Here is a 22,048-nt window from a genome sequence, read left to right as displayed (position 1 = left end):
GAGGCGCGGCGCCGGATGACCGGGGACGGGTCGGTCCGGCACCGCGCCGCTTCGCCTCAGCGCCGCTTGCGCGTCATCACGTAGACGAGCAGGTTCGCCACCGCCCGGTAGAATTCCGCCGGGATGGCGCGATCAACTTCGACGTGATCGTACATCGCCCGGGTCAGGGCCTTGTCGATCACGACCTCGATCCGGTGCTTCTCGGCGATCTCGCGGATGCGGAGGGCGATGAGGTCCCTGCCTTTGGCCAGCACCATCGGGGCGTCGTTCTCGCCTTGGTCGTAGCGCAGGGCGATGGCGTAGTGCGTCGGGTTGGCGAGGATCATCGTGGCGCGGGGCACCGCCGCCATCATCTGCCTGCGCAGGCGGTCCTGCGCCAGCGAGCGCAGTCTGGCCTTCACCAGCGGATCGCCCTCGAGCTGCTTGAATTCGTCTTTCAGCTCCTGCCGCGACATCCGCAGGTCGCGCTGCCAGCGCAGCCGGGTCCAGACCAAGTCACCGGCGACCAGCGCGATGGTGGCGACGCTGACCGCCGAGACGAGGCGGACCGACAGGGTCAGCAGAAACTCAGGCAGCCCGACCGGATCCACAAACATGACATTCACGATCTCGTGCCGGTCCGCGCGCAGCACCAGGATGGACGTGCCGCCGATCGCCAGGAACTTGAAGAGGCTTTTTCCGAACTCGACCAGTCCCTGCAGACCGATCATCCTGTTCCAGCCGGCCACGGGGGAGATGCGCGACCATTGCGGCCGGATCCGCTTGAACACGATGCGCGGCGCGTTCTGGAAGACCGACGCGGCGATACCGGCCGCGAGCAGGATCACCAGGATGGGCAGCAGGAACCGCCCCATCTCAAGGGCCAGCGCGTGGACGAGGGCCATCGCGTCCCGACTGGTCTCCACGGCGTAGTTGCCGGGCTGCTCGAGGAACAGCGCGAGCCGCCGCACGAACGGGACGCCCTGATCCCGCGCCACGTAGACGAGGAAGAGCAGCATCCCCAGGATGGAGGCGAAGATCGGCGCTTCCCGCGAGAACGGGATGTTCCCCTGCTCGATCGCGTCGCTGATCTTCTTGCCGCTCGCCGCCTCGGTCTTGCTCTCCTTATCGTCGGACATGCCGGCCGCCCGTCCTAGCGGATGTAGGTGTCATCCGAATCGGCCGCGCTGAGCTCGATCTCGCCCCGGGCCGCCATCTCCAGCGCTTGGTCGGTGATGGACCGGCGGGCTTCCAGCACGTCCCGCTGCGAGGCGGGCTCGCCGCCCTCCAGCTCGTGCTCCACGATGCGCCGGGCGCGGGCGGTCAGGGCACTGAGCACGACGCTGCGCAGCGGGCCGCTCGTGCCCTTCAGGGCGAGGATGACCTTCTCGTGCGGGACCTGATCGAAGAGCGTCGTGCGCGCCCGCGGTGTCAGGTTGATGATGTCATCGAAGGTGAAGAGCAGGCTCTTCAGGATCTCCGCCGATTTGGGCCGCGACTGCGTGAGGTTGTCCAAGACCTCCTCCATGCTCTGGCGCTCCATCTTGTTGATGATGTCGGCCATGCGCGAATGGGTATCGGCGGCGGCGTTGCGCGCCAGGTTGATCATGAAGTCCTCGTGGATCGTCTGCTCGATCATCTTCATCGTCGCCTCGACGATCGGCTTGAACGTCAGCATCCGCCGCATGACGCCGTTGCGCAGCGGGGTTGGAAGCTGGGCCATCACCTTGGCGGCGCAGGCGGGCTTCACCTTCGACAGGATCAGCGCCACCGTCTGGGGATGCTCCTTCATCAGGTAGGTGGCCAGGGCGCTCTCCGAGCCATTCGAGATCCGGTCCCAGATCGAGCGTTCCCCCGCGCCGAGGACGTCGGCCATGAGTTCGGAGATCTGCTCGGGCGTCAGGACCCCTTCCAGGAGCTTCTCCATCTCCCGGGCCGTTCCGACCAAGTTCGCGCCGTCGGCGAACAGGGCGGCCACCTGCTCGATGATCGACTCGAGCTCACCCCGCGGCACCGGTCCCAGGAGCGCGACCGCCCGCGTGATCTGCTTCAGCTCGGCACCGTCGAAGTACTTGATCAGCCGGCTGGCCGTGGCCTTGTTCATCGCGATGAGGACGGCCGCGACCTCCTCGGACGGTGACAGGATTCTCCGACCGGTCTTGGTCACCGCGCCTGCGGCCATGGCGATGCTTCCTGTCAGCCGTTGGAGTCGGCCGCCGCGGGGCCGACGATCTCGGTGAGGGACACGCCGAAGCGCGAATTGTCGTCCTCGACCACGACCACTTCGCCGCGGGCGATGACGCGGCCGTTGACGACGACGTCGACGGGCTCGCCGACGCGGTGGTCGAGGGGGACGATCGCGCCGCGGCCCAGCTTCATCAGGTTGGAGACCGGCATCGTGGCCGAGCCGAGGACCACCTGCATCAGCACCGGGATCCGCAGGATCGAATCGAGGTTCCGGCCACCGCCCAGGCGCTCGTCCTGCGCGCGCTGCGCCTCGGCCTGGGCCTCGATCTTCGCGAACAGGCTCTCGCTGTGGCCGCCGCCGGACCCGGCATCGGCGCTCGGCTGGTCTGAAGGGGGGGACATCACGCACTCTCCGAGGATGGGAAGGGCCGCGCCGCGGCGACGGCCGGTGTCGCGCCGGACCCGGCGGACGAGATCAGGCGCGCGTCAGGCTGCCGCCCCGGGGGGACTCGTGGCCGGCGGCGTCGGGCGGCGGCGCGGCCGTGAGCCGCGACCGCTCCGCCCGCAGTTCGGCCAGGGCAGCCTTCGCGGTCTCGATCTCGCGGCTCAGATCCTCGAGGACGGTCCGCCCGTCCTGCGCGAAGGCCTGGACGGCGTTGCTGGCGCCCACGAGCGCGGAGGCGCTCCAGTCGACCATGTCCCGGTACTGCGCGTGGTACCGGTCGAGGCGCTTGAGCCGCATGTACATCGGCACGAGGCAGGCGGTGGTCGCGACGAGCGCGGCGAAGAGCAGGGCCTCAGCGGGCGAGAACATCATCGATAAACTCCTGGTCCTGATCGATGAAGCGGTCCACGCGCAGGAGGATGCCGCCGTCGTCCTGTCCGACGTCACACCAGAACAGCTCGCGGTCGTTGCCGACGAGCTTGATCTGGGTGCGCGGGTTGGCCCGAAGCTCCAGCACTTGGCCGACCGCCAGCCCGGCGATCTCGCCCAGGGTCAGATGCCTCTCCTCCAGGATCGCCTTCAGGGTCACCGGGGTCTTGCGCACCTCGCCGGCGATCTGCTTGGTCCACCGGGAATCCCGGGCCGAACTCTCGCCCACCAGGATCCGCGCGAGGCTCTGGCGCATCGGATTGAGGACGGATTGCGGGATGACGACGAACATCTCGCCGCCGCGGTTGAGCGCCTGCAGGAGAAACTTCGCCGCCACCGCCTGATTGTTCTGGCGGCCGATGACAGCGAAATCCATGCGCAGCTCGGTGCGCTCCAGCTTGAACGGGGTGTTCGCCACGAGGGCGAAGGCGGATTGCATGGCCCGGCCGACCTGCTCGAACAGGCGCTGGGCGATCCGCATCTCGATGTTCGAGAACGAGCGCTCCTCGTCCAGGGGCGGCTCGGAGCCGTCGGAGCCGAGCAGGACCTCCACCATGGTGAAGATGAAGTCGCGGTCGAAGCCGACCAGGATGTGGCTGTCCCATTCCGGCGCGTGGAAGATGCCCGCCACGGCGTTCGACTCGTAGGGTTCGAGGATGTCGCCGAAGCGCTGGCTCTCGACGTTGCTCAGGGAGAAGTAGACCGGGGAGGCGGCGAAATGCCGGAGCTGATCCGCGCAGAAGGTCGCGACCCGGTCCAGGATCACGTGCAGCATCGGCAGGCGCTCGAGCGAGAGGCCCGCGGCGTCCAGCAGCCGATCCCGGATGTCGTTGGCGGCCAGCTTGTCCATGGTCAGGCCGCCTCGCGGAGGGGGGCCTCGCCGCGGGGCGCCCCCGTGATCGTGGCGTCCTCGACCTCGTCGATCGTCGGCCGGTAGGCGGCCGAGATCGCCTTGCGGCCGTGCTCGACGGCGATCTGCGGCAGGGCGCCGTTCATATAGGCCAGCAGGGTCTGCTTCACGATGACGTAGACCCGCGCCTGGGAATCGCGGGTGGCCTTGACCTTGTTGGCCATCGGCGCGACCAGCGCGTAGGAGACGAAGATCCCCGTGAAGGTGCCCACCAGGGCCGCGCCGATCAGGCTGCCCAGGAGGGCGGGCGACTGGTCGAGGGCGCCCATGGCCTTCACGATGCCGAGGATCGCCGCCACGATGCCCAGGGCGGGCAGCCCGTCGGCCATGCTCATCAGGGCGCCGTAGACCTTCAGCTTGTCGCCGCGGTGGGTGGCGATCTCCTCCTCCATCAGCGCCTCGATCTCGTAGGGCCGCGCGTTGCCGATGAGGATGAGGCGGACGTAGTCGCAGATGAACTGGGTCAGCTCCGCGTCGCGCGTGACCCGCGGATAGGCCTTGAAGATCTCGGACTGGTCCGGATTCTCCAGATGGGCCTCCACCTCGTTGCGCGGCTTGGAGCGCAGCTCTCGGGCCAGCGCGAACAGCAGGCCGAGGAGCGCCAGGTAGTCGTCCTGCTTCGGCTCGCGCGAGAACGCGGCGTCCCGGAGCGCGGCGCCGGTGTCGAGGACCACCTTCGACGAGTTGGCCACCACGTAGGCGCCGACGGCGGCCCCCCCGACGATGATGAACTCGAAGGGCTGCCAGATCACCGCGAGGTGGCCGCCCATGGCCGAGAAGCCGCCGCCGACACAGGCGACCGCGATCAGCAAGCCGATGACTACACCCACGCGCGGCTTCCTTGAACTCTACGAACTGCCGACGGCATCCCTAGAGCGCCATGCTTGCGCAGGGCTGGAGCAGGCCAGGACACGACGGATCCCCTCATGCCTCGAGCGCGCCGGAGATCCGATCAAGGCCCGGGCAAGCCTCGGCTCGTAGAATCGAGATCGACCGCAGATGAAGGACCCGGATCATGCTCTCGACCTTCACGGATTATCACATCATCAGCAGAGATCTACAGAAGTCGCTCGATAGAAAAGCCTCCGAGGCGAGCATCAAGGCCGATGTGAAGTACTTCCAGGATCATATCGGCGAGGTGAAGACGGTCGACGAGTTCGTCGGGAATCGCCGGCTCTTCACTTTCGCCATGAAGGCCTACGGCCTCGACGACATGGCCTACGCGAAGAGCTTCATGAAGAAGGTGCTCCTCGGCGAGCCGGACCAGAACGGGCGCGTCCTGGCCGACCGGCTGCAGGATCCCCGGTACCAGGCGTTCGCCGCCGCGTTCAACTTCCGGAGCCTCGGCACGGATCCGGCCGCCATCGGGAAGTCGGACGATCCGGACATGCAGAGCATGATAGAGAGCGCGCGTCTCAACCAGGAGAGCAGCACCCACAAACGGATGGCCTACGGCACTGAGACAGATAATCAGGTTCAGTACTTCTACAACATGCTTCCGTTCCTGAAGACGACGAAAGACGTCACGTCCGATTACAAGATCCTCTCGGTCGTGCGGACCGCGGTCGGCCTGCCGGAGGCGCCCTACAGCGACGACGCGGACGCCAACGCCGCGGGTCTCGACGGCAAGTTCGACGTGGCGACGCTCCGGGATCCGGAGCAGGCCCGCGAGCTGGTCGAGAGATACCTGGCGGCGCGCGGGGAGGGCCAGAAGGCGATCATCGATCCGTATTTCAGGCCGACCGGCATCTTCGCGGGATCCGATGCCGACGTGGCGCAGCGGACCGCGTACTTCCGGGCCAAGATGCATGGCGTCACCTCGGCCAAGGACATCGCCAACGATCCGGTGCTGGCCGATATCGTCCGGACCACGCTGGATCTCCCGGCCGAGACCGCCCGGATGAGTCCCGACGGACAGGCCGCCGCAATCGCGAAGAAGCTCGACGTCGCATCGCTCCGCGATCCCAGGCGGCTGAGCCAGTTCCTCGACCGCTTCAGGATCGCGGCCACCGAGTCCCGCTCCGCGATCGTCAAGGCCTACCTGCAGCAGACGCTCGAGACGGATGCCGGGGACGAGAACCAGGGCGTCAGGCTCGCCCTGTACTTCCGGCGCAAGGCGGCGACGATCACCTCGGCCTACGGGTTCCTCGCCGACCCGGCCCTGGCCGAGGTCGTGCGGACCACGCTCGGCCTGCCGCCTGAGGCGGCCAAGAGCAGCCTCGACAGCCAAGCCAAGCTGATCGCGCGCAGGATCGATCTCGCGGGTCTCAAGGACCCGGCCAAGCTCGACCAGTTCATCAAGCGCTTCACCATCCGCTGGGATGCCAAGAACGACGCGGCGCCGACGCCGGCGCTGTCGCTGCTCAACAGTGCCGGGTCCGGCCTCGATTCGGACGTGCTGCTCAGGCTGCAGAACATCCGGCTGGGGACCGTCTGACATGCAATCCTCGCTCTACGTCGCGCTGTCCGCCCAGGTCGCGCTCGAACAGCGCCTGAACACGGTGGCGGCGAACGTCGCCAATCTCGGGACGGCGGGCTACCGCGCGGAGGAGGTGAAGTTCGGGACGGTCCTGTCCGAGGCGGGAAGGCGTGAGGTCGCCTTCGCCACGCCGGGCGACACCTTCCTGTCGCGGAAGGGCGGCCCCCTCACCAAGACCGATTCGCCCCTCGATGTCGGCCTCAACGGGGACGGCTGGCTGGCCGTGCGGGGGCCGCGGGGCCCGGTCTACACCCGGGACGGCCGCATGCAGGTCTCGGCGCAGGGCGACCTCCAGGATCTCGGCGGCCGCCCGGTGCTGGATCCCGGCGGATCGCCCCTGACCGTGGACCCGGAGGGGCCGCCGATCACGATCGGCCAGGACGGGATCATCACCCAGGGCGTCAACCAGATCGGCGCGCTCGGCGTGTTCCGCCTCGACCCGGCGGCGATCCTCACCCGCGTCGACGGCGGGGCGGTGGCATCGAACGTCCCGGGAAGGCCGATCCTGGACTTCAACCAGCGCGACGCGGCGGCGGTCCGCGTCCAGCAGGGCTTCCAGGAGGGCGCGAACATCAACCCGGTCATGGAGATGGCGCGCCTCATCGAGATCACCCGCACGTTCCAGAGCGCGGCCTCCGCGGTGGCGGAATCCGAGGCCTCGCTGCAGGACGCGATCCGCGGCCTCGGGCCGACTTCGTAGGCGGCGCGCGGGATCCGGGGCAGGGATTGCGGAGATCGGCATGACCGCGCTCGACCGCTTGGCGGCACTCCTGGAGGACCGGGACAACCATCCCCTCGTCCGCGTCGGCGGCTCCGTGCGGGAGATCGGGTTCGGGCATTGCCGCATCCGCATCGCGACCCCGCTGCTGCGGCTCGGCGACCGCATGCGCATCGAGACGGCGGATCGGCCGCTCGACGGCGAGGTCGTGCGGATCGACGAGGCGGGCGTGATCCTCAAGCCGTTCGAGGGCCGGATCGACGCCGGCCTTGGGGCGCCAGCCTACCGGATGCCGGCCGCGGCCCCCCGTCCCTGCGAGGGCTGGAAGGACCGCGTCGTCAACGCCCTCGGGCAGCCCATCGACGGGAAGGGCGCGCTGCCCCGGGGCGCCCGCGCCGCGCCGCTGGACGCCGATCCTCCCCCGGCGATGCTCCGGTCGCGGGTGGAGAAGCCGCTCCGGACGGGGGTGCGCGCCCTGGACCTGTTCACGCCGCTCTGCGCGGCCCAGCGCATCGGCATCTTCGCGGGGTCGGGCGTCGGCAAGACGACGCTGCTGGCGATGCTGGCGCGCTGCACCGGCTTCGACGCCGTCGTGGTCGCCCTGGTGGGCGAGCGCGGGCGCGAGGTGCGGGAGTTCCTGGAGGGGCCGTTCCGGGAGAGCCGGCCGCGCGCCGTGGTCGTCGTGGCGACCGGCGACGAGAGCCCGATGATGCGCCGGCAGGCGCCGAAGCTCGCCCTCGCGGTCGCCGAGCATTTTCGCGACCAGGGCCAGTCCGTCCTGCTCGTGCTCGATTCGGTGACCCGCTTCGCCCACGCCGCCCGGGAGGTCGCGCTGGCGGCCGGCGAGCCGCCGGTGGCGCGGGGCTACCCGCCGAGCGTGTTCGGCGACCTGCCGCGCCTGCTGGAGCGAGCGGGACCGGGCCCGGAGGGCGGGGGCACAATCACCGGGATCTTCTCGGTGCTGATCGACGGGGACGACCACAACGATCCCGTGGCCGACAGCATCCGCGGCACCCTCGACGGGCACATCGTCCTCGACCGGGCCATCGCCGACCAGGGGCGCTACCCGGCGGTCAACCTGCTCGGCTCGATCTCCCGGCTCGCCGACCTCGTATGGACCCCGCAGCAGCGCGAGCTGGTGCGGACGCTCAAGGGCATGATCGCGCGCTACGAGGATTCCCGGGACCTGCGCCTGATGGGCGGCTACCAAGCGGGCGGCGATCCCGAACTCGATCAGGCGGTGGCCCTGGTCCCGCGGATCTACGCCGCCCTGCGGCAGGATCCGACGGAGCCGCAGAGCGCCGACGCGTTCCTGGACCTCGCCAATGCGCTGCGGGCCTGAGAACGCCGCGGCACGGCCGAGCGGACAGGCGCTCCGCGCGGCGCCGAAAGCCTCGCGCAAGCGAGTCCTGTTCTGAGATCACCCGCAGTCATCCGATAGAGGGGTTCTGGCCATGGGTCTGTACGGAGTGCTGAACGCCGGCGTATCCGGAATGAACGCGCAGTCGAACCGCCTGAGCGTCGTCGCCGACAACATCCAGAACCAGAACACGACCGGGTACAAGCGCGGATCGGCGCAGTTCTCGTCCATGCTGATCGATTCGAGCGCCGGGTCGTACAATGCGGGATCGGTCAACACCGTCACGCGCTATCAGGTCGGGGGGCCGAACAACCAGGGCACCCTGGCGGCGACGACCTCGAGCACCGACCTCGCGGTCTCGGGGGAGGGGTTCTTCCTCGTGACGGATCGGGGCGGCACGCCGCACCTCACGCGGGCGGGCAATTTCGTGCCCGACGGGCAGACCGGCAACCTCGTCAACGCCGCCGGGATGACGCTGATGGGCTACAGCCTCGCCAACGGCGATCCGAAGGTGTCGCTGAACAGCTACGACGGGCTCGTGCCGGTCAACATGGCGAGCCTCAACATGAAGGCGACCCCCTCGCGGACCGGGACCCTCCAGGGCAACCTGCCCAGCGAGGTCCCCGTGGTCGCCGGCGCGCCGAGCCCGACCAACTTCTCGAAGGCCAGTTCGGTCACGATCTACGACAATCTCGGGCGCCCGGTTAAGATCGATCTCTACTTCGCGAAGAACGCCACGGGCACGTGGCAGGCCGCGGCCTACGATCCCAGCACCGCGCCGCCGACCCAGCTGAGCGCCACGACGCTCTCCTTCGACAGCTTCGGCAAGGAGACGGGGACGCCGAAGCTGACCTTCACCGTGCCCAACGGCCAACCGTTCGCGCTCGACCTGACCCCACTCTCGCAGGTCGCGGGCGACTTCACCGTCGAGAACAAGGGCATCGACGGCAACAAGCCGAGCGCCGTCACGGACACCGAGATCGCCGCGGACGGGACGGTCTACGCGCACTACGACGACGGCTCGCGGTTCGCGGCCTACCGGATCCCCCTCGCCACCGTGGCGAGCCCGAACAACCTGACCCCGCGCGCCGGCAACGTCTACGACATCAGCGCCGCGTCCGGATCGGTGAAGACCGGATTTCCGACGCTGGGCGGTCGCGGCACGATCAAGCAGGGACAGCTTGAGCAGTCGAACGTCGATCTCGGCAACGAGCTGGCCGACATGATCGCGTCGCAGACCGGTTACGGCGCCAATTCGAAGGTGTTCCAGACCGGCACCGAGATGCTCGAAACCCTCGTGAACCTGAAGCGCTGAGCCCGGATCTAGAGGACGCACGAGATGGGCCTTTCCGTTGCACTGAACACCGCGCGCGGATCCCTGCTGGCGAACGGGACGCAGACCGACGTCGTGTCCCGCAACGTCGCCGGAACCAGCGATCCGTCCTACTCGCGCAAGGTCGCCTCGCTGGTCACCACCGACGGGCCGGTCCGGGTCGTCGTCGACCGCGCCGGCAACACGGCCCTGTTCGACCGGATGATCGGCAGCACGTCGGAACTGGCCGGCCGGACGGTCGTCCTGGGCGGCCTGTCGACCCTGGAGCAGACCGTCGGGGACACGGATGCGGGCCGGTCCGTAGCGGCGAAGGTCGGCGCCCTGAACGTCGCCCTCGGCAACGCCGCGAATCAGCCCAGCGACATCAACCTGGCCAAGGGCGCCGTCGCCGCCGCGAAGGATCTGGCGCAGGCGCTGAACCAGGCCACCACCAAGACGCAGGGCGTGCGGGCGACCGCGGACATCGAGATCGACAACGCGGTCAAGACGATCAACGACCTGCTCGCCCAGTTCGACAAGGCCAATCAGGCCGTGCTGAGCGGAACGGCGCGCGGGGGCGACATCAGCGACGCCCTCGACAACCGCGACAAGATCCTGGCGAAACTCTCCCAGGAGCTCGGCGTCAGCACGGTCGTCCGGGCCAACAACGACATGGCGATCTACGCCGACAACGGCTCGCCGCTCTACGAGCGGGGCGCCCGGTCGGTCACTTTCGAGCCCATCGCGGGATACGGGCCCGGTACCGTGGGCAACGCGGTGTTCATCGACGGCGTCCGGGTCACCGGCAAAGGGTCGCTGATGCCGCTTCAGGCCGGGCGCATCGTCGGGCAGATGACAGTGCGCGACGAGATCGCGGTCACCTATCAGGGCCAGCTCGACGCGATCGCGCGCGGGGCGATCACGGCCTTCTCCGAGACCGACAGGACCTCAGCCGCCGGGACGGCCCTGGCGGGCCTCCTGACCTACGCGGGCGGCCCGGCCCTGCCGGCCCTGGGGGCGGTCGGGCTCGCCGGAACCATCCGGGTGAACGCGGCGGCCGATCCCGAACGGGGCGGGAACCCGTTCACGCTGCGGGACGGCGGCATGAACGCCGGCACGCAGTACCAGTACAACCCCGCCAACGCGGCCTCCTTCTCGGATCATCTGCGGGCGCTCCAGGCGGCGGTCCGGGCGGATCAGGCCTTCCCCGCCGCGTCGGAGCTACCGACCGCGACCTCGCTGCTGACGGCCGCCGAATCCTCCGTGAGCTGGCTCGAAGCCACCCGCAAGGCGGCCTCGGTTCAGGTCGACAACGAAGCGGCTTTCCTGAGCAGCGCGTCGACCGCCCTGTCCAACGCCACGGGCGTGAACCGCGACGACGAGGTCGCGACGATGCTGCAGCTCGAGAAGTCGTACGCGGCTTCCGCCAAGCTCATCGCGACGGTCAACGCGATGCTCCAATCCCTCCTCGATGCGGTGAGGTAGCGTGATGCGCACGAGCTACATCTCGACGGCGACACTCCTGAACACGCCGCGGAACAACATGTCCCGCATCCAGGCCGACCTCGACAAGGCCACCTCCGAGAGCGCGCGCGGTCGCTACGCCGATGTCGGCCTCGAACTGGGCTACCGGAGCGGGCTCACCCTCGATCTGCGCCAGGAGGTCAGCAACCTGCACGCGCAGAAGGAGCGCAACAGCCTGACGAGCATCCGGCTCGACAGCACGTATCAGGCCCTGGGCCGGATGCGGACGGACGGCGAAGCGTTCCTGGCCCTCACGGTCCCCGGCAAGCTGACCGACACCAGCGGGAGCGTGGTGGCGCAGACGGCGGCCACGAAGCTCACGACGCTCATCGGGGAGATGAACGCGGCGGCGAGCGGGCAATACCTGTTCGGCGGGATCAACACCGCCCAACGGCCGATGGCGGATTACGAGGGCACGCCGCCATCGCCGGCCAAGACGGCCTTCCTGAACGCGTTCCAGGCGGAATTCGGTTTCCCGCGCGGCCAGCAGCCCGATGCGGGAAACATCACCGCGGCTCAGATGCAGCATTTCCTGAGCGACAACGGCCCCTACGCAGCCTTGTTCGCGGATCCGCAATGGGGGGCCACGTGGTCCTCCGCGTCGAACGTCGACATCCGCAGCGAGATCACGCGCGACGAGGTGGTCACCACCTCGGTCAACGCCAATGCCCAGGCCCTTCGGCACTTGGCGATGATGTATACGCTGGGCTCCGATATCGGCCTGGCCGGCCTGTCCCCCGCCGCCCAGTCGGTCGTCTACGACACGATGCGCACTCTCGCCAATCGCGCGACGCTGGGCGTCAAGGACATCCAGGCCGATCTGGGCGTCGTCCAAGCCCGGCTCGCGACCGTGGAGACCGCGCGGGCCGCGCAGGAGAACATCCTGAGCAACGGCTTCGGCAGCCTCGAGAACGTCGACCTGGAAGAGGTCGCGACCCGCAGCCAGAATCTCGAGGCCTCGCTGAAGGTCTCCTATTCCCTGACCAGCCGCGTGAGCAGGCTGAGTCTGATGGACTACGTCTGACGAGACGCCGGGATCTCGCCCTGAACGGCGGGCTGCGCGGTTCGCGAGCCAGGCCGCGCGGGCTGATCGACGGATCCACACGAGAGGCAAAGCTGCGATGTATGGCGCGTCCTACGATGAAGTGATGGAAGACTCCCCCGTCCTCGCCCGGGAGCGGGAACGGGCGGCCTTCGACCGGGCCATAGACCTCATGCAGCGGGCTCAGGCCGCCGATGCGCCGGAGAGCCTGCGCCACGAGGCGACCAGCTTCATCCAGCGCCTCTGGAGCTTCCTGATCGACGACCTCAGCAATCCCGAGAACAGTCTGCCCGCGCAGCTGCGGGCGGATCTGATCTCGATCGGCCTGTGGAACATGAGCCGCGCCGAGCAGATCGTCCACGGCGACGCCGTCGGCTTCGAACCGATGATCTACGTCAACACTCTCATCCGAGACGGTCTGCAATGAGCCGCTCCATCAATCTCAGCCTGCGCGGCCACGAACGCATCTTCATCAACGGCGCCGTCCTCAGGGTCGACCGGAAGGTCACGATCGAGCTGCTCAACGACGCCACGTTCCTGCTCGAAGCGCACGTGCTGCAGGCCGAGCAGGCGACGACGCCGATCCGCCAGCTCTACTTCATCGCACAGGCCATGCTGATCGATCCGGGCAGCGCGGGTCAGGTCCGGGTGGCCTACCACGAGGTCGACAGGGCGATCGTCGCGCAGGGCGCCGACCAGGATGTCGCGTCCGCCCTGGCGACGGCCCGATCGTTCCTCGATGCCGGCCGGCCGTTCGAAGTCCTGCGGATCCTGCGCAGCCTGTTCCAGTCGGACGATCTGCGCCTGGGCCGGAGCGCGGGCATGCTCACCCATCAGGTCGCCTGAGGTCGAACCCGGGACGCGGCCATACCAACCGGACGGAGGTCGAAGCATGAACGTGAATCCGAGCAACACGACGCGTCAGTTCACGGAGACGGGCGCCGGGGCCAAGACCGCAGGGGCCAAAACTGCCGCCGGGGCCAAGACTGCCGCCGGAGCCAAGACCGCCGCCGCGGCGAAGCAGACGACGCTGAACTACGACACCTTCCTCAAGCTCCTCCTCGCGCAGATGAAGAACCAGAACCCGACCGATCCGATGAAGTCGACGGAGTATATGGGTCAGCTGGCGACGTTCTCGCAGGTCGAGCAGAGCGTCAACTTGAACAGCAAGCTGGATACGCTCCTGGCGTCCTCGGCGATGTCCCAGGCCGGGAACCTCGTCGGCCATACCGTCACTTCGGCGGACGGAACGATCACGGGAACGGTCGGCTCGGTCGAGGTGACCGACAAGGGGCTGCTCGCGCATCTCAACAACGGCCAGGACGTCCCGTACGAGCCCGGCCTCGTCATCTCGTAAGGCGGAGCGGGGCCGGCAGGGGTTTCCTGGACCCGGTCCGCCGCCCCGGGGCGGACTGAGCGGTCCCCGCCCTCAGAGTGCGACGGTTCCCCGCGTCCGGTCGCGCAGATCCCGACCGCGCAGGCCGGGATCCGATCCCGTGGCCGGCGGGATCCGCGATGCGTCGCGGCCAGGACCCGGCGATCCCGCCGGCGGGCGCGTTCGCACCGGCACCCGCGGCGGGCGGCCCCGTCACGTTCCCCGCGCGGGCCATCCTCGCGGGGATCCGCACGACCCCGGTCCCTTTTCCCCTCTCCGGCCAGCGCCATGAACGAGATCGATGCCCTTGAACTCGTCCGCACCGCCATCTGGACGATCATCGTCGCCTCCGGGCCGGCGGTGGCGGCGGCGATGATCGTCGGAATCCTGATCGCCCTGTTCCAGGCGCTGACTCAGATCCAGGAGGTCACGCTGACCTTCGTGCCGAAGATCGTGGTCGCGCTGATCGTGATGGTCGTGACCGGATCCTTCGTCGGCGGCCAGATCTACGCCTTCACCGAGATGGTCTACGGCCGGATCGCATCGGGCTTCTGAGGCGCGCCGGTGGCCGGGCGCGGCCGGGGCGAGGGCGGGGCGCAATCCAGGCGCAAGCTTGCTGATCCAGAAGCGCCGTCAGAACGGACGGGGGTGAGAGCGTGGCAGCGGCGGTAGAGGCGCGCCCACCGGAGGCTAGAATCCGGCGCGATATCTGGTTCGCGCTCGGGATCGTTTCGATCCTGGCGGTGCTGTTCCTGCCCGTCCCGGCCGTGCTGATCGATATCGGGCTGGCGCTCTCCATCGCGCTGGCCGTGCTGATCCTGATGGTCGCGCTCTGGATCCAGAAGCCCCTCGAATTCTCGGCCTTCCCGACGATCCTGCTGATCGCGACGCTGCTGCGCCTGGCGCTCGGGATCGCGACGACGCGGCTGATCCTCGCCAACGGGGATGCCGGCGTCGACGCGGCCGGCCACGTGATCCAGGGCTTCTCGCAGTTCGTCATGAGCGGCGACTTCGTGATCGGCCTCGTGGTCTTCGCCATCCTGATCACGGTCAACTTCCTGGTGATCACCAAGGGGGCGACCCGCATCGCCGAGGTCGGGGCGCGCTTCACCCTGGACGCGATCCCCGGCAAGCAGATGGCGATCGACGCGGACCTCTCGGCGGGCCTGATCGACGACAAGGAGGCGCAGCGGCGGCGGCGCGAACTCGAAGAGGAGAGCGCGTTCTTCGGCTCCATGGACGGCGCCTCGAAATTCGTGCGCGGCGAGGCCGTCGCCAGCCTGATCGTGATCGCGGTCAACATCTTCGGCGGCATCGTCATCGGCGTCACCCGCCACGGGCTGCCCCTGGGCAAGGCGGCCGACGTCTTCACCAAGCTGTCGGTGGGCGACGGCCTCGTCTCGCAGATCCCGGCCCTCATCGTCTCCCTGGCCGCGGGCCTGCTGGTCTCCAAGGGCGGCACCCGCGGAACCGCGGAGCAGGCGATCCTCGGCCAGCTCGGTGCCTATCCGCGGGCGCTGTTCGTCGCCGCCGGGCTGATGCTGGTCTTCGCGATCATGCCCGGGATGCCGTTCGTGCCCTTCGCGATCCTCAGCATCCTGATGGGCACCATCGCGTACCTGATCCCGCGGCGCCTCGCGGAGGCGCAGTCGAAGGTCGAGGCCGAGACGAAGGCCAAGGAGCGGCAGCTCCTCCTGGAACGCCGGGAGAGCGAGTCGGTGAAGGAGTCCCTGAAGACGTCCGAGATCGAGCTGCGGCTCGGCAAGCATCTCGCCGTGCAGATCCAGCCCACGCAGCAGGAGCTGGCCCACCGGGTCGGCCGGATGCGCCGGAAATTCGCGCAGCAATACGGGTTCGTGGTTCCGGACATCAAGCTAGTCGAATCGCTCGCCATCCCGAGCAAGAGCTACGAGGTCGCGATCCACGGAACCGTGATCGCCGCGCAGCAGGTCCGCCCCGGCGAGACGATGATCGTCGTGGGCGACGGACCGATGCCCGGCATCGCCGGTGAGGAGGTGCGCGAGCCGGCCTTCGGGATGCGGGCGGTCTGGGTGCCGGAGGTTTATGCCCAGGAGGCCCGGCGCGAGGGTTTCAGCCCGATCGACTGGCCGTCCGTCATGCTGACCCATGTCAGCGAGGTCATCCGCAACAACCTGCCGCAGCTCCTCTCCTACAAGGATCTGCGGATGCTGATCGACCGCCTCGACCCGGAATACAAGCGTCTGGTGGACGACATCTGCCCGTCGCAGATCTCGTATTCGGGCCTGCAGGCCGTGCTCAAGCTCCTGCTCGCCGAGCGCGTCTCGATCCGGAACCTGCATCTGATCATCGAGGCCATCGCGGAGATCGTCCCGCACGCGCGCCGGGCGGAGCAGATCGCCGAGCACGTCCGGCTGCGGATCGCGCAGCAGATCTGCGGCGACCTGGCCGAGAACGGGGTCCTCAGCGTCCTGCGGCTCGGCAGCCGCTGGGATCTCACCTTCCACCAGGGCCTGAAGCGCGATGCCAAGGGCGACGTGGCCGAGATCGACATCGATCCGCGGCTGATCGAGCAGTTCGGCATGGAGGCGTCGGAGGCTATCCGCGCGCAGATGAAGACCGCCCACAAATTCGCCCTGGTCACGGCCCCGGAGGTCCGCAGCTACGTGCGGATGATCATCGAGCGCCTCTTCCCCACGGTCGCGGTGCTGTCGCACGTCGAGATCGCCCGGGGCGTCGAGATCAAGTCCCTCGGCACGATCTCCTGACCGCCGATGATTCCTGAGGCCCTGCTCGGCGTGTTCGTGATCTTCTGCCGCGTCGGCGGCTGCCTCCTGATCGCCCCGGGCCTTTCCAGCCAGCGGGTCACGTCGCGCGCCCGCCTGTTCATCGCCGTGACGGTGACCCTCGCGGTCGCGCCGCTGCTCCTGCCGCAGTTCGGGACGGGCCTGCGGGACGCGGGGCCGGCCGACATCCTGGGGTGGATCGGGTGCGAGACGCTCACCGGCCTCGCCATCGGCTTCTTCGGCCGCTCCTTCTACTTCGCCCTCGAGACCATGGCGACCGGCGTGGCGACGATGATCGGCCTCGGGGGCATTCCCGGCAATCCGGTCGCCGAGAGCGAGGCCGCCTCGCTGGCCGGCTCGCTGATCATGATGGCAGCGACGGTCCTGGTGTTCTCCATGGACCTGCACTGGGAGCTGTTCCGCGGGCTGATCGCCTCCTACGAGCGCATCCCCGCCGGGACACCGTTCGGCGCCCGGCCGATGCTGGCCGGGTTCGCCGACCGGCTCTCCGCGACCTTCACGATGGCGCTCCGGATCACGAGCCCGTTCATCATCTATTCCGTGCTGGTGAATTTCGCCCTGGGGCTGGCCAACAAGCTCACGCCGCAGATTCCCGTGTTCTTCATCGCGACGCCGTTCATCCTCTTCGGCGGGCTCATCCTCCTGCTGGTCCTGTCCGGCGACATGCTCGGGCAGTTCATGCTCGAATACGCGCACTGGCTGAGGAGGGGCTGACATGCAAGCGCGCCTGGATCGGGCGGTCCGGCTCCTGCGCCTGCAGGACCGGATGCACCGGCTCGCCGAGCGGGAGCTGGCCCTGCTGGAGCGGCGGGTTCAGGCGGCCGATGCGGCCCAGCGCGACCTGATTCGCGCCCTCAACGAGGCCTCGGCGTTCCACGAACCGCTCCGCGCGACGGCGGTCGGCCGGCTGAAATCCCTCGCGGTCGCGGCCCAGGATCTGCGCGGCGAACGGGAGGCTGCCGCGCAGCGGCTGCTGGACCGGGCCGCGCAGCACAAGCGGACCGGGGCGTGGGCCGAACGCCTCGAGACCGAGCACCGGCAGCACGCGGAGATCCGGGATTGGGCCGAGCGCCTCGATCTCCTGACCGCGCCCGAGGCAAGCCTCCGGTCAGCCAGGCCGGTTAGTCCGGTGGGCGAGCCAAGTTTTCCCGCGGCCGCCACGGGACCGGCCGGCCCCGACGGCCTGGCCCGTGGTGGTCCTCCCCCTCCGGATCTGAGCGCGCCGTGAGCGTCCAACCGCCCTCCGACATCGTCCTCGACGTGGCGCGCGCCGCCGAGCCCGGCCGCTATCAGGCCGCCGTCACCAAGCTCACGCAGGCGTCCCCGGGCAGCTTCGCGGACGCGCTGGGGCTCGCCTCGGGTGCCCCGGCGGCGGCGCAGCCGAGCCCCGACACGGTCCTGACCCGCTTCCGGACGGCCGCGACCCTTCCCGCCCCCCGGGCGAAGGGGACGCCGGCCCAGCAATTCGAGGCGTTCGTCCTGCAGACCTTCGTCGAATCGATGCTGCCTCATGGGGCTGCGGCGGTCTTCGGCAAGGGCAATGCCGGCTCGATCTGGCGGTCGATGCTGGCCGAGCAGCTCGGCGCCCAGCTCGCCAAGTCCGGCGGCATCGGCATCGCCCGGATGATCGACGCCGCGCACCCGGAGGTTGCGGCGCCGCCCGGCACCCGGACGTCGACGGCCTGAAGCCCCTCCCGGCTCGGCGCCTCCCATTCCCCGTCAATGGACTAGGATCATGCTGCTGTCCTCCCTGACCCGCCTCGAGGCCATCATCGACTCCGAGACCGCCGCGCTCACGATGCACGATCTGGGAGGTCAGGACGATTTCAACCGTCGCAAGAGCCAGAGCCTGATCGAGCTCACCCGGCTGGAACGGGCCGTGGATGCGGCGCATCTCAGCACCCCGGAGATCGCGTGCCTGGAACGGGTGCGCGCCAAGCTTCGACGCAACCATGAATTGCTAGGCATCCACCTGCGGGCGATGCAGGAGGTCTCCGAGATCGTCTCGACCATGATCCAGAGTGCGGAATCCGACGGGACCTACTCGTCCGCCCTGCGCTATCAGGAGTGACCGGTCGTGACCCGGATCGTCATCACCGGCCTCTGGATCTGCGCCATCACGGTGCTGTCCAGCTTCGCGGTGATCACCTGGATGCCGGCCCTGCCCAAGCCGAGAGCCGAGGAATACCTCGAAGGGCTGACCTATCAGAAGCTGCGCCCGATCAACATCCCGATCATCGCCGAGGGCAGCGTCCAGGGCTACGTCATCGCCACGATCATCTTCACCGCCGAGGCGCACCTGATCAAAGGCCACGGCCTGACTCCGGCCCCGTTCGTCATGGATGAGTCCTTCCGGCAGATCTACGGCGACGGCGACCTCGATTTTCGCAACCTCAAGAAATACGACATCAACAAGCGGCTGGACGACATCAAGCGGCGGGTGAACGAGCGGTTGGGCTCCGAGGTCGTCAAGGACGTGATGATCGAGAACTTCAACTTCGTCACCAAGAAGGACATCCGGAGCTAGATCCGGCTCCGGCCCCGCGTGATCGCGGCCCGTCCAGAGCGCCCCCCGCCGACGTGGACGGCGGTTCGATGCAGGGGCGTGCGCAGGAACGCCCGCCAGGACGAGACCCGAGAACCGTGCCCGGTCCCCGGGACCTCACGATCCGGCCGCGACGGTGCAGCGGACGCCTCGCGAGAGGCTCCCACGCCCGTGCCCCGACCGACGCGCGACGGCGTCTTCCCCGCCGACCGTGGCCGCCTCGGCGCCGCTCCCGCGCCGAGCGCCGAAAGTCCGCTGGCTCGGCGCCGGCGATTCAGTCCGCGAGGGAGCGCCGGAAGGCCGGATCCGCGAGCGTGCGCATCAGCCGGCCCAGACTCGCCGGGGACGCCGCGATCAGAAGGCCGCCGGCCACGCTCCGCACGCCCGAGAAACCGTACCGCAGGACGGAGGCCGCCCGCGCCCCGTGATCCGCGTCGTCCCGCCCGCGTGTCCCCTGCGGATCGGCCCAGGCGCGGCCCACCGTCAGGTCGTCGAGGCGGCCGGCGAGCAGGTGCGGGACGATGTGCAGCCGCCGCGCGCCGTGCAGACCGAGCACGCGCCGGGTCGTGTCGAGGGCGACCGCCACGGCGGCGTCGAGGTGCAGGAAACCCTCGACCGTGAGCGGGCGATCCCCGGTCAGAAACCGGTCGACGACCGCCATGCCGGAGAGGTCCGAGAGCAGCACGAAGGCCCGGACGTGCCGGTAATCGGGTCCGTGCACGCTGGTCGCGATGCAATGCGCGGTGGCCCCACTCAGCGGGATGAAGGCCTTCACGACGCCGATGCCGGCGGTCGGCTCGCGGCCGTCCGGCAGGGCGACGTTGTGCGCCCGCGCCGCCGGGTGCGGACCGCCCGCTTCCGTGATCCACCGGACGCCGCCTGTGGCGAAGGTGAAGGAGGTGCAGTCCCGGTGGTCCTGCGGGTGGACCTGCCCGGAGAAATCCGCCGTGAAGGCGGACCAGCCCGCACCGTCGTCCGGCCGGCGCAGCGCGAGTTCGCGGGTCCAAATCGCGTCGGCGGGGCGGGCCCGGCCGACGCCCGCCGCCTCAGGAACGGGATCGGCCGTCCGGAGCCAGGGAGACGCCGCGGCCAACCGCTCCAGCCAGGGACCCCGCCCGGTGTGGTCGGGGGCGTCGTCGAACGGGGGGAGGGCACCGTCCGGCTCGACCAGGGTGAGCATGGCGGCCCAGGCCTTCGGGAGGCGCAGGTCGAGGATCCCGGCCAGCAGCGCCAGATCGGGGCTGGCGTTCAGGACGGGTCGGAGGACCACGGCGAGCGTCAGGATCTCGAGGCGGCGGTGGTATGACGGCTCCGCGATCACCCCTTCGGGATCGACCGTCGCGGTGAAGCCGCCCAGCAGGGCGTTCATCGCGAGGCCGGTCCAGTGCCGCGCCATCGGGAAGGCCGGAAGGGCATGGCCGGCGGCCAGGAGCGCGGCGGCGACCTGAAGCTCCAGCAGCGACCCCGCCACCGTGTGCTGGGCGAGGATCTCCGCCAGGGCCGCGGCGTGGCGCACGACCTCGCCGCCCAGGATCGCGAGGGCGGGGTCGTCCGCCGGGTCCCCGGCCCGCGCAGCCGAAGCCGCAGCCGCCAAGAGGCACAGCATCGATTCCAGGCGCAGGGCCATGCAGGCGGGATGCAGGCTCAACGCGTCCGAAGGCTGGCCCCAGGGATTCGCGCGGGACCAGGACACGGCCATCGCGACCGCACGCTCCCGGATCGCGCCCTCCGGACTCTCGGCGGCGTCCCACGTCCACGCAAGGGATTGAAAGGCCAGACGCCACGCCTGCGCGCGGAACGGATCGGCCGCCCAGTCCGGCACCTCGGGGAGCGCCCAGGCCGGACGTGGGGCGATGCGGATTGCACCCTCGGTCCAGGCGCACGCGTCGGGTCCGTCGCGCAGGCGGGTGAAGGCACGCAGGGGGGAAGGGCGCTCGGCCAGGGTGATGGCGTCGAGGTAGGGCCGGATCGACGCCGCGGGGTCGCGCCCGTCCGCCGGCGGCGCGCCGAGGCGGCCGAGCAGCCGTCTCAGGAATCCGTCGGCACCGGGATCCGGCTCATCCGCCACATCCTCCAAGCGCAGCTCGTCGTCCAGGTACACGTCGGGCGCTGCGGCCAGGGCCAGGCCGGAACCCGCGTCCCAAGTGGCGAAGCCGATCTCCAGCGTGGCGGCCTGCGGCGGCGGCGAGACCTTCAGGGTGAAGCGGTAGGCCCGCCGATGCACCGGGATGTCCAGGAAGGCCGGAACCGTCGGCGTTCCCAGCGTCCCGGGGTAGGGCGGTGCGATCGGCCGGCCGCGCGCATCGCGGAAGGCGATCCGGGCGAGGGCCCCGTCCGTCGGTCTCGGTGCGATCACCTGTCCCTTGAAGACGAGGGCGCGCCCGGAGACGAGCCCGTGCCGGAACCACACGGGCCGGGAACCGAGGGCAATCCGGCCGTCGCGGGTCGGCGGGTGCGGGAGCCGCCGGGCACCATCGTCCGCGGGGCGGGCGGGATCGGGCGACGCCGTGCGCAGTTCGGGATCGATAATTCGGAACGGGCGGGCGTTGCGCCAGCTCCGGATCACCACGGCCACCTCGGCGGCGGGTTCCGGGAGGTAGAAGCAGCGGCGGATCACGGCGGTGCGTGTACCCGCGCCCCTGCCCTCCGCGGCAGGCCCGGCGAGCCAGTCCCCCTGCGCATCCATGGAGGTCCGCATCAGCCCGGGGACCTGGGCGAAGTCGATCGCGGACCGGTCCTCCGCCAGGATGGCGAGGCCGAGCGCCGCGAAGTCCCTGACGGCCGCAGCGGACTCGTCGGGCGCGCAAACCATGCATGCGCCGAACTCATACCAGCGTCCCGCAGCCAGGCCGCTGAACGGCAGGATCACCCGCGACCACCGGTTCCTGTTGCCGACGACGTGGTCCGGACCGGGCGATGCGGCAGGATTCCCGTCCGGTCGCGCCGCGACGGCCATC

Annotated in this window: 23 protein-coding genes; 16 read left to right on the top strand and 7 right to left on the bottom strand. The window is 69.5% G+C overall.

All coding sequences use genetic code 11. The annotated features are described in order from the left end of the window. Positions 1 to 56: 56 nt before the first annotated feature. From flhB to motA, 6 genes are all read right to left on the bottom strand, one after another. Entirely contained in the window at positions 57 to 1,118 is a 1,062-nt protein-coding gene (gene flhB / locus MFF58_RS13595) for a flagellar biosynthesis protein FlhB (protein ID WP_238288466.1), read from the bottom strand. A 14-nt stretch (positions 1,119 to 1,132) separates the two neighbouring features. Then, positions 1,133 to 2,161 carry a flagellar motor switch protein FliG gene (locus MFF58_RS13590; protein ID WP_238288464.1) on the bottom strand — a complete coding sequence of 343 codons (1,029 nt, stop codon included), beginning with the start codon at positions 2,159 to 2,161 and terminating at the stop codon, positions 1,133 to 1,135. Positions 2,162 to 2,175: 14 nt separating this feature from the next. Next, a complete protein-coding gene (fliN, locus tag MFF58_RS13585; RefSeq protein ID WP_238288462.1) occupies positions 2,176 to 2,568 on the bottom strand; it encodes a flagellar motor switch protein FliN in 393 nt (130 codons plus the stop codon). 73 nt (positions 2,569 to 2,641) lie between these two features. Further along, positions 2,642 to 2,983 (bottom strand): hypothetical protein, encoded by a 342-nt coding sequence (locus MFF58_RS13580; RefSeq protein ID WP_238288460.1) that lies wholly within the window; start codon positions 2,981 to 2,983, stop codon positions 2,642 to 2,644. Beyond that, positions 2,964 to 3,890: a flagellar motor switch protein FliM gene (locus MFF58_RS13575; RefSeq protein ID WP_238288457.1), complete on the bottom strand. Its 927-nt coding sequence runs from the start codon at positions 3,888 to 3,890 to the stop codon at positions 2,964 to 2,966. Before MFF58_RS13575 ends, MFF58_RS13580 begins: the two co-directional genes overlap by 20 nt. A 2-nt stretch (positions 3,891 to 3,892) precedes the next feature. Next, positions 3,893 to 4,780: a flagellar motor stator protein MotA gene (gene motA / locus MFF58_RS13570; RefSeq protein ID WP_238288448.1), complete on the bottom strand. Its 888-nt coding sequence runs from the start codon at positions 4,778 to 4,780 to the stop codon at positions 3,893 to 3,895. A 185-nt stretch (positions 4,781 to 4,965) separates the two neighbouring features. On the opposite strand from motA, the gene MFF58_RS13565 reads away from it, so the two are divergent. The 16 genes from MFF58_RS13565 (at position 4,966) to MFF58_RS13490 (ending at position 19,073) form a co-directional block, all read left to right on the top strand. Further along, entirely contained in the window at positions 4,966 to 6,387 is a 1,422-nt protein-coding gene (locus MFF58_RS13565) for a DUF1217 domain-containing protein (RefSeq protein ID WP_238288440.1), read from the top strand. Position 6,388: 1 nt separating this feature from the next. Beyond that, complete coding sequence (gene flgF, locus MFF58_RS13560) at positions 6,389 to 7,129, top strand: flagellar basal-body rod protein FlgF (protein ID WP_238288434.1); 741 nt, start codon at positions 6,389 to 6,391, stop codon at positions 7,127 to 7,129. 40 nt (positions 7,130 to 7,169) lie between these two features. Next, on the top strand, positions 7,170 to 8,489 hold the full coding sequence (gene fliI / locus MFF58_RS13555) for a flagellar protein export ATPase FliI (protein WP_238288425.1): 1,320 nt from the start codon (positions 7,170 to 7,172) through the stop codon (positions 8,487 to 8,489). Positions 8,490 to 8,601: 112 nt separating this feature from the next. Beyond that, positions 8,602 to 9,822, top strand: a complete 1,221-nt coding sequence (locus MFF58_RS13550; RefSeq protein ID WP_238288415.1) for a flagellar hook protein FlgE — start codon at positions 8,602 to 8,604, stop codon at positions 9,820 to 9,822. Between the two features lie 24 nt (positions 9,823 to 9,846). Then, on the top strand, positions 9,847 to 11,304 hold the full coding sequence (gene flgK / locus MFF58_RS13545) for a flagellar hook-associated protein FlgK (RefSeq protein ID WP_238288406.1): 1,458 nt from the start codon (positions 9,847 to 9,849) through the stop codon (positions 11,302 to 11,304). Positions 11,305 to 11,308: 4 nt separating this feature from the next. After that, a complete protein-coding gene (locus MFF58_RS13540; protein WP_238288404.1) occupies positions 11,309 to 12,367 on the top strand; it encodes a flagellar hook-associated family protein in 1,059 nt (352 codons plus the stop codon). A gap of 97 nt (positions 12,368 to 12,464) precedes the next feature. Next, the gene (flaF, locus tag MFF58_RS13535; RefSeq protein WP_283206435.1) at positions 12,465 to 12,812 is read left to right on the top strand and encodes a flagellar biosynthesis regulator FlaF; all 348 of its coding nucleotides are present in this window, start codon (positions 12,465 to 12,467) and stop codon (positions 12,810 to 12,812) included. After that, positions 12,809 to 13,231, top strand: a complete 423-nt coding sequence (gene flbT, locus MFF58_RS13530; RefSeq protein ID WP_238288401.1) for a flagellar biosynthesis repressor FlbT — start codon at positions 12,809 to 12,811, stop codon at positions 13,229 to 13,231. The genes flaF and flbT overlap by 4 nt, the downstream gene beginning before the upstream one ends. Before the next feature lie 46 nt (positions 13,232 to 13,277). Continuing rightward, a complete protein-coding gene (flgD, locus tag MFF58_RS13525; RefSeq protein WP_238288399.1) occupies positions 13,278 to 13,742 on the top strand; it encodes a flagellar hook assembly protein FlgD in 465 nt (154 codons plus the stop codon). Between the two features lie 306 nt (positions 13,743 to 14,048). After that, positions 14,049 to 14,315, top strand: coding sequence for a flagellar biosynthesis protein FliQ (gene fliQ, locus MFF58_RS13520; RefSeq protein WP_238288398.1), 267 nt, complete (start codon positions 14,049 to 14,051; stop codon positions 14,313 to 14,315). A gap of 101 nt (positions 14,316 to 14,416) precedes the next feature. Then, on the top strand, positions 14,417 to 16,507 hold the full coding sequence (flhA, locus tag MFF58_RS13515; RefSeq protein WP_238288373.1) for a flagellar biosynthesis protein FlhA: 2,091 nt from the start codon (positions 14,417 to 14,419) through the stop codon (positions 16,505 to 16,507). Between the two features lie 6 nt (positions 16,508 to 16,513). Then, a complete protein-coding gene (gene fliR, locus MFF58_RS13510) occupies positions 16,514 to 17,260 on the top strand; it encodes a flagellar biosynthesis protein FliR (RefSeq protein WP_238288371.1) in 747 nt (248 codons plus the stop codon). A gap of 1 nt (position 17,261) precedes the next feature. After that, positions 17,262 to 17,774: a hypothetical protein gene (locus MFF58_RS13505; RefSeq protein ID WP_238288369.1), complete on the top strand. Its 513-nt coding sequence runs from the start codon at positions 17,262 to 17,264 to the stop codon at positions 17,772 to 17,774. Further along, positions 17,771 to 18,232, top strand: a complete 462-nt coding sequence (locus MFF58_RS13500; RefSeq protein ID WP_238288367.1) for a rod-binding protein — start codon at positions 17,771 to 17,773, stop codon at positions 18,230 to 18,232. The genes MFF58_RS13505 and MFF58_RS13500 overlap by 4 nt, the downstream gene beginning before the upstream one ends. Positions 18,233 to 18,281: 49 nt before the next feature. Next, positions 18,282 to 18,617 carry a flagellar protein FlgN gene (locus tag MFF58_RS13495; protein WP_238288365.1) on the top strand — a complete coding sequence of 112 codons (336 nt, stop codon included), beginning with the start codon at positions 18,282 to 18,284 and terminating at the stop codon, positions 18,615 to 18,617. Between the two features lie 6 nt (positions 18,618 to 18,623). After that, the gene (locus tag MFF58_RS13490; RefSeq protein ID WP_238288363.1) at positions 18,624 to 19,073 is read left to right on the top strand and encodes a hypothetical protein; all 450 of its coding nucleotides are present in this window, start codon (positions 18,624 to 18,626) and stop codon (positions 19,071 to 19,073) included. Positions 19,074 to 19,365: 292 nt separating this feature from the next. On the opposite strand, the gene MFF58_RS13485 is transcribed toward MFF58_RS13490, so the two are convergent. Next, positions 19,366 to 21,903 carry a heparinase gene (locus MFF58_RS13485; protein WP_238288362.1) on the bottom strand — a complete coding sequence of 846 codons (2,538 nt, stop codon included), beginning with the start codon at positions 21,901 to 21,903 and terminating at the stop codon, positions 19,366 to 19,368. Between the last annotated feature and the right edge of the window lie 145 nt (positions 21,904 to 22,048).

It is taken from the genome of Methylobacterium longum (assembly GCF_022179385.1).
In the GTDB taxonomy this organism is placed as follows: Bacteria; Pseudomonadota; Alphaproteobacteria; order Rhizobiales; family Beijerinckiaceae; genus Methylobacterium; species Methylobacterium longum.
The sequence above is the reverse complement of the archived record's forward strand: the minus strand, read 5'-3'. Positions and strand labels throughout refer to the sequence as shown.

Bases quoted from the DNA above. Each gene is read 5' to 3' on its own strand.
- MFF58_RS13565 (WP_238288440.1), top strand. From the start codon at position 4,966: ATGCTCTCGACCTTCACGGATTATCACATCATCAGCAGAGATCTACAG.
- flgK (WP_238288406.1), top strand. From the start codon at position 9,847: ATGGGCCTTTCCGTTGCACTGAACACCGCGCGCGGATCCCTGCTGGCG.
- flbT (WP_238288401.1), top strand. From the start codon at position 12,809: ATGAGCCGCTCCATCAATCTCAGCCTGCGCGGCCACGAACGCATCTTC.
- flgD (WP_238288399.1), top strand. From the start codon at position 13,278: ATGAACGTGAATCCGAGCAACACGACGCGTCAGTTCACGGAGACGGGC.
- MFF58_RS13495 (WP_238288365.1), top strand. From the start codon at position 18,282: ATGCTGCTGTCCTCCCTGACCCGCCTCGAGGCCATCATCGACTCCGAG.
- fliR (WP_238288371.1), top strand. From the start codon at position 16,514: ATGATTCCTGAGGCCCTGCTCGGCGTGTTCGTGATCTTCTGCCGCGTC.
- MFF58_RS13540 (WP_238288404.1), top strand. From the start codon at position 11,309: ATGCGCACGAGCTACATCTCGACGGCGACACTCCTGAACACGCCGCGG.
- flaF (WP_283206435.1), top strand. From the start codon at position 12,465: ATGTATGGCGCGTCCTACGATGAAGTGATGGAAGACTCCCCCGTCCTC.
- MFF58_RS13505 (WP_238288369.1), top strand. From the start codon at position 17,262: ATGCAAGCGCGCCTGGATCGGGCGGTCCGGCTCCTGCGCCTGCAGGAC.
- MFF58_RS13575 (WP_238288457.1), bottom strand. From the start codon at position 3,890: ATGGACAAGCTGGCCGCCAACGACATCCGGGATCGGCTGCTGGACGCC.
- MFF58_RS13550 (WP_238288415.1), top strand. From the start codon at position 8,602: ATGGGTCTGTACGGAGTGCTGAACGCCGGCGTATCCGGAATGAACGCG.
- flhB (WP_238288466.1), bottom strand. From the start codon at position 1,118: ATGTCCGACGATAAGGAGAGCAAGACCGAGGCGGCGAGCGGCAAGAAG.
- MFF58_RS13580 (WP_238288460.1), bottom strand. From the start codon at position 2,983: ATGATGTTCTCGCCCGCTGAGGCCCTGCTCTTCGCCGCGCTCGTCGCG.
- flgF (WP_238288434.1), top strand. From the start codon at position 6,389: ATGCAATCCTCGCTCTACGTCGCGCTGTCCGCCCAGGTCGCGCTCGAA.
- fliN (WP_238288462.1), bottom strand. From the start codon at position 2,568: ATGTCCCCCCCTTCAGACCAGCCGAGCGCCGATGCCGGGTCCGGCGGC.
- MFF58_RS13590 (WP_238288464.1), bottom strand. From the start codon at position 2,161: ATGGCCGCAGGCGCGGTGACCAAGACCGGTCGGAGAATCCTGTCACCG.
- fliI (WP_238288425.1), top strand. From the start codon at position 7,170: ATGACCGCGCTCGACCGCTTGGCGGCACTCCTGGAGGACCGGGACAAC.
- MFF58_RS13485 (WP_238288362.1), bottom strand. From the start codon at position 21,903: ATGGTTTGCGCGCCCGACGAGTCCGCTGCGGCCGTCAGGGACTTCGCG.
- fliQ (WP_238288398.1), top strand. From the start codon at position 14,049: ATGAACGAGATCGATGCCCTTGAACTCGTCCGCACCGCCATCTGGACG.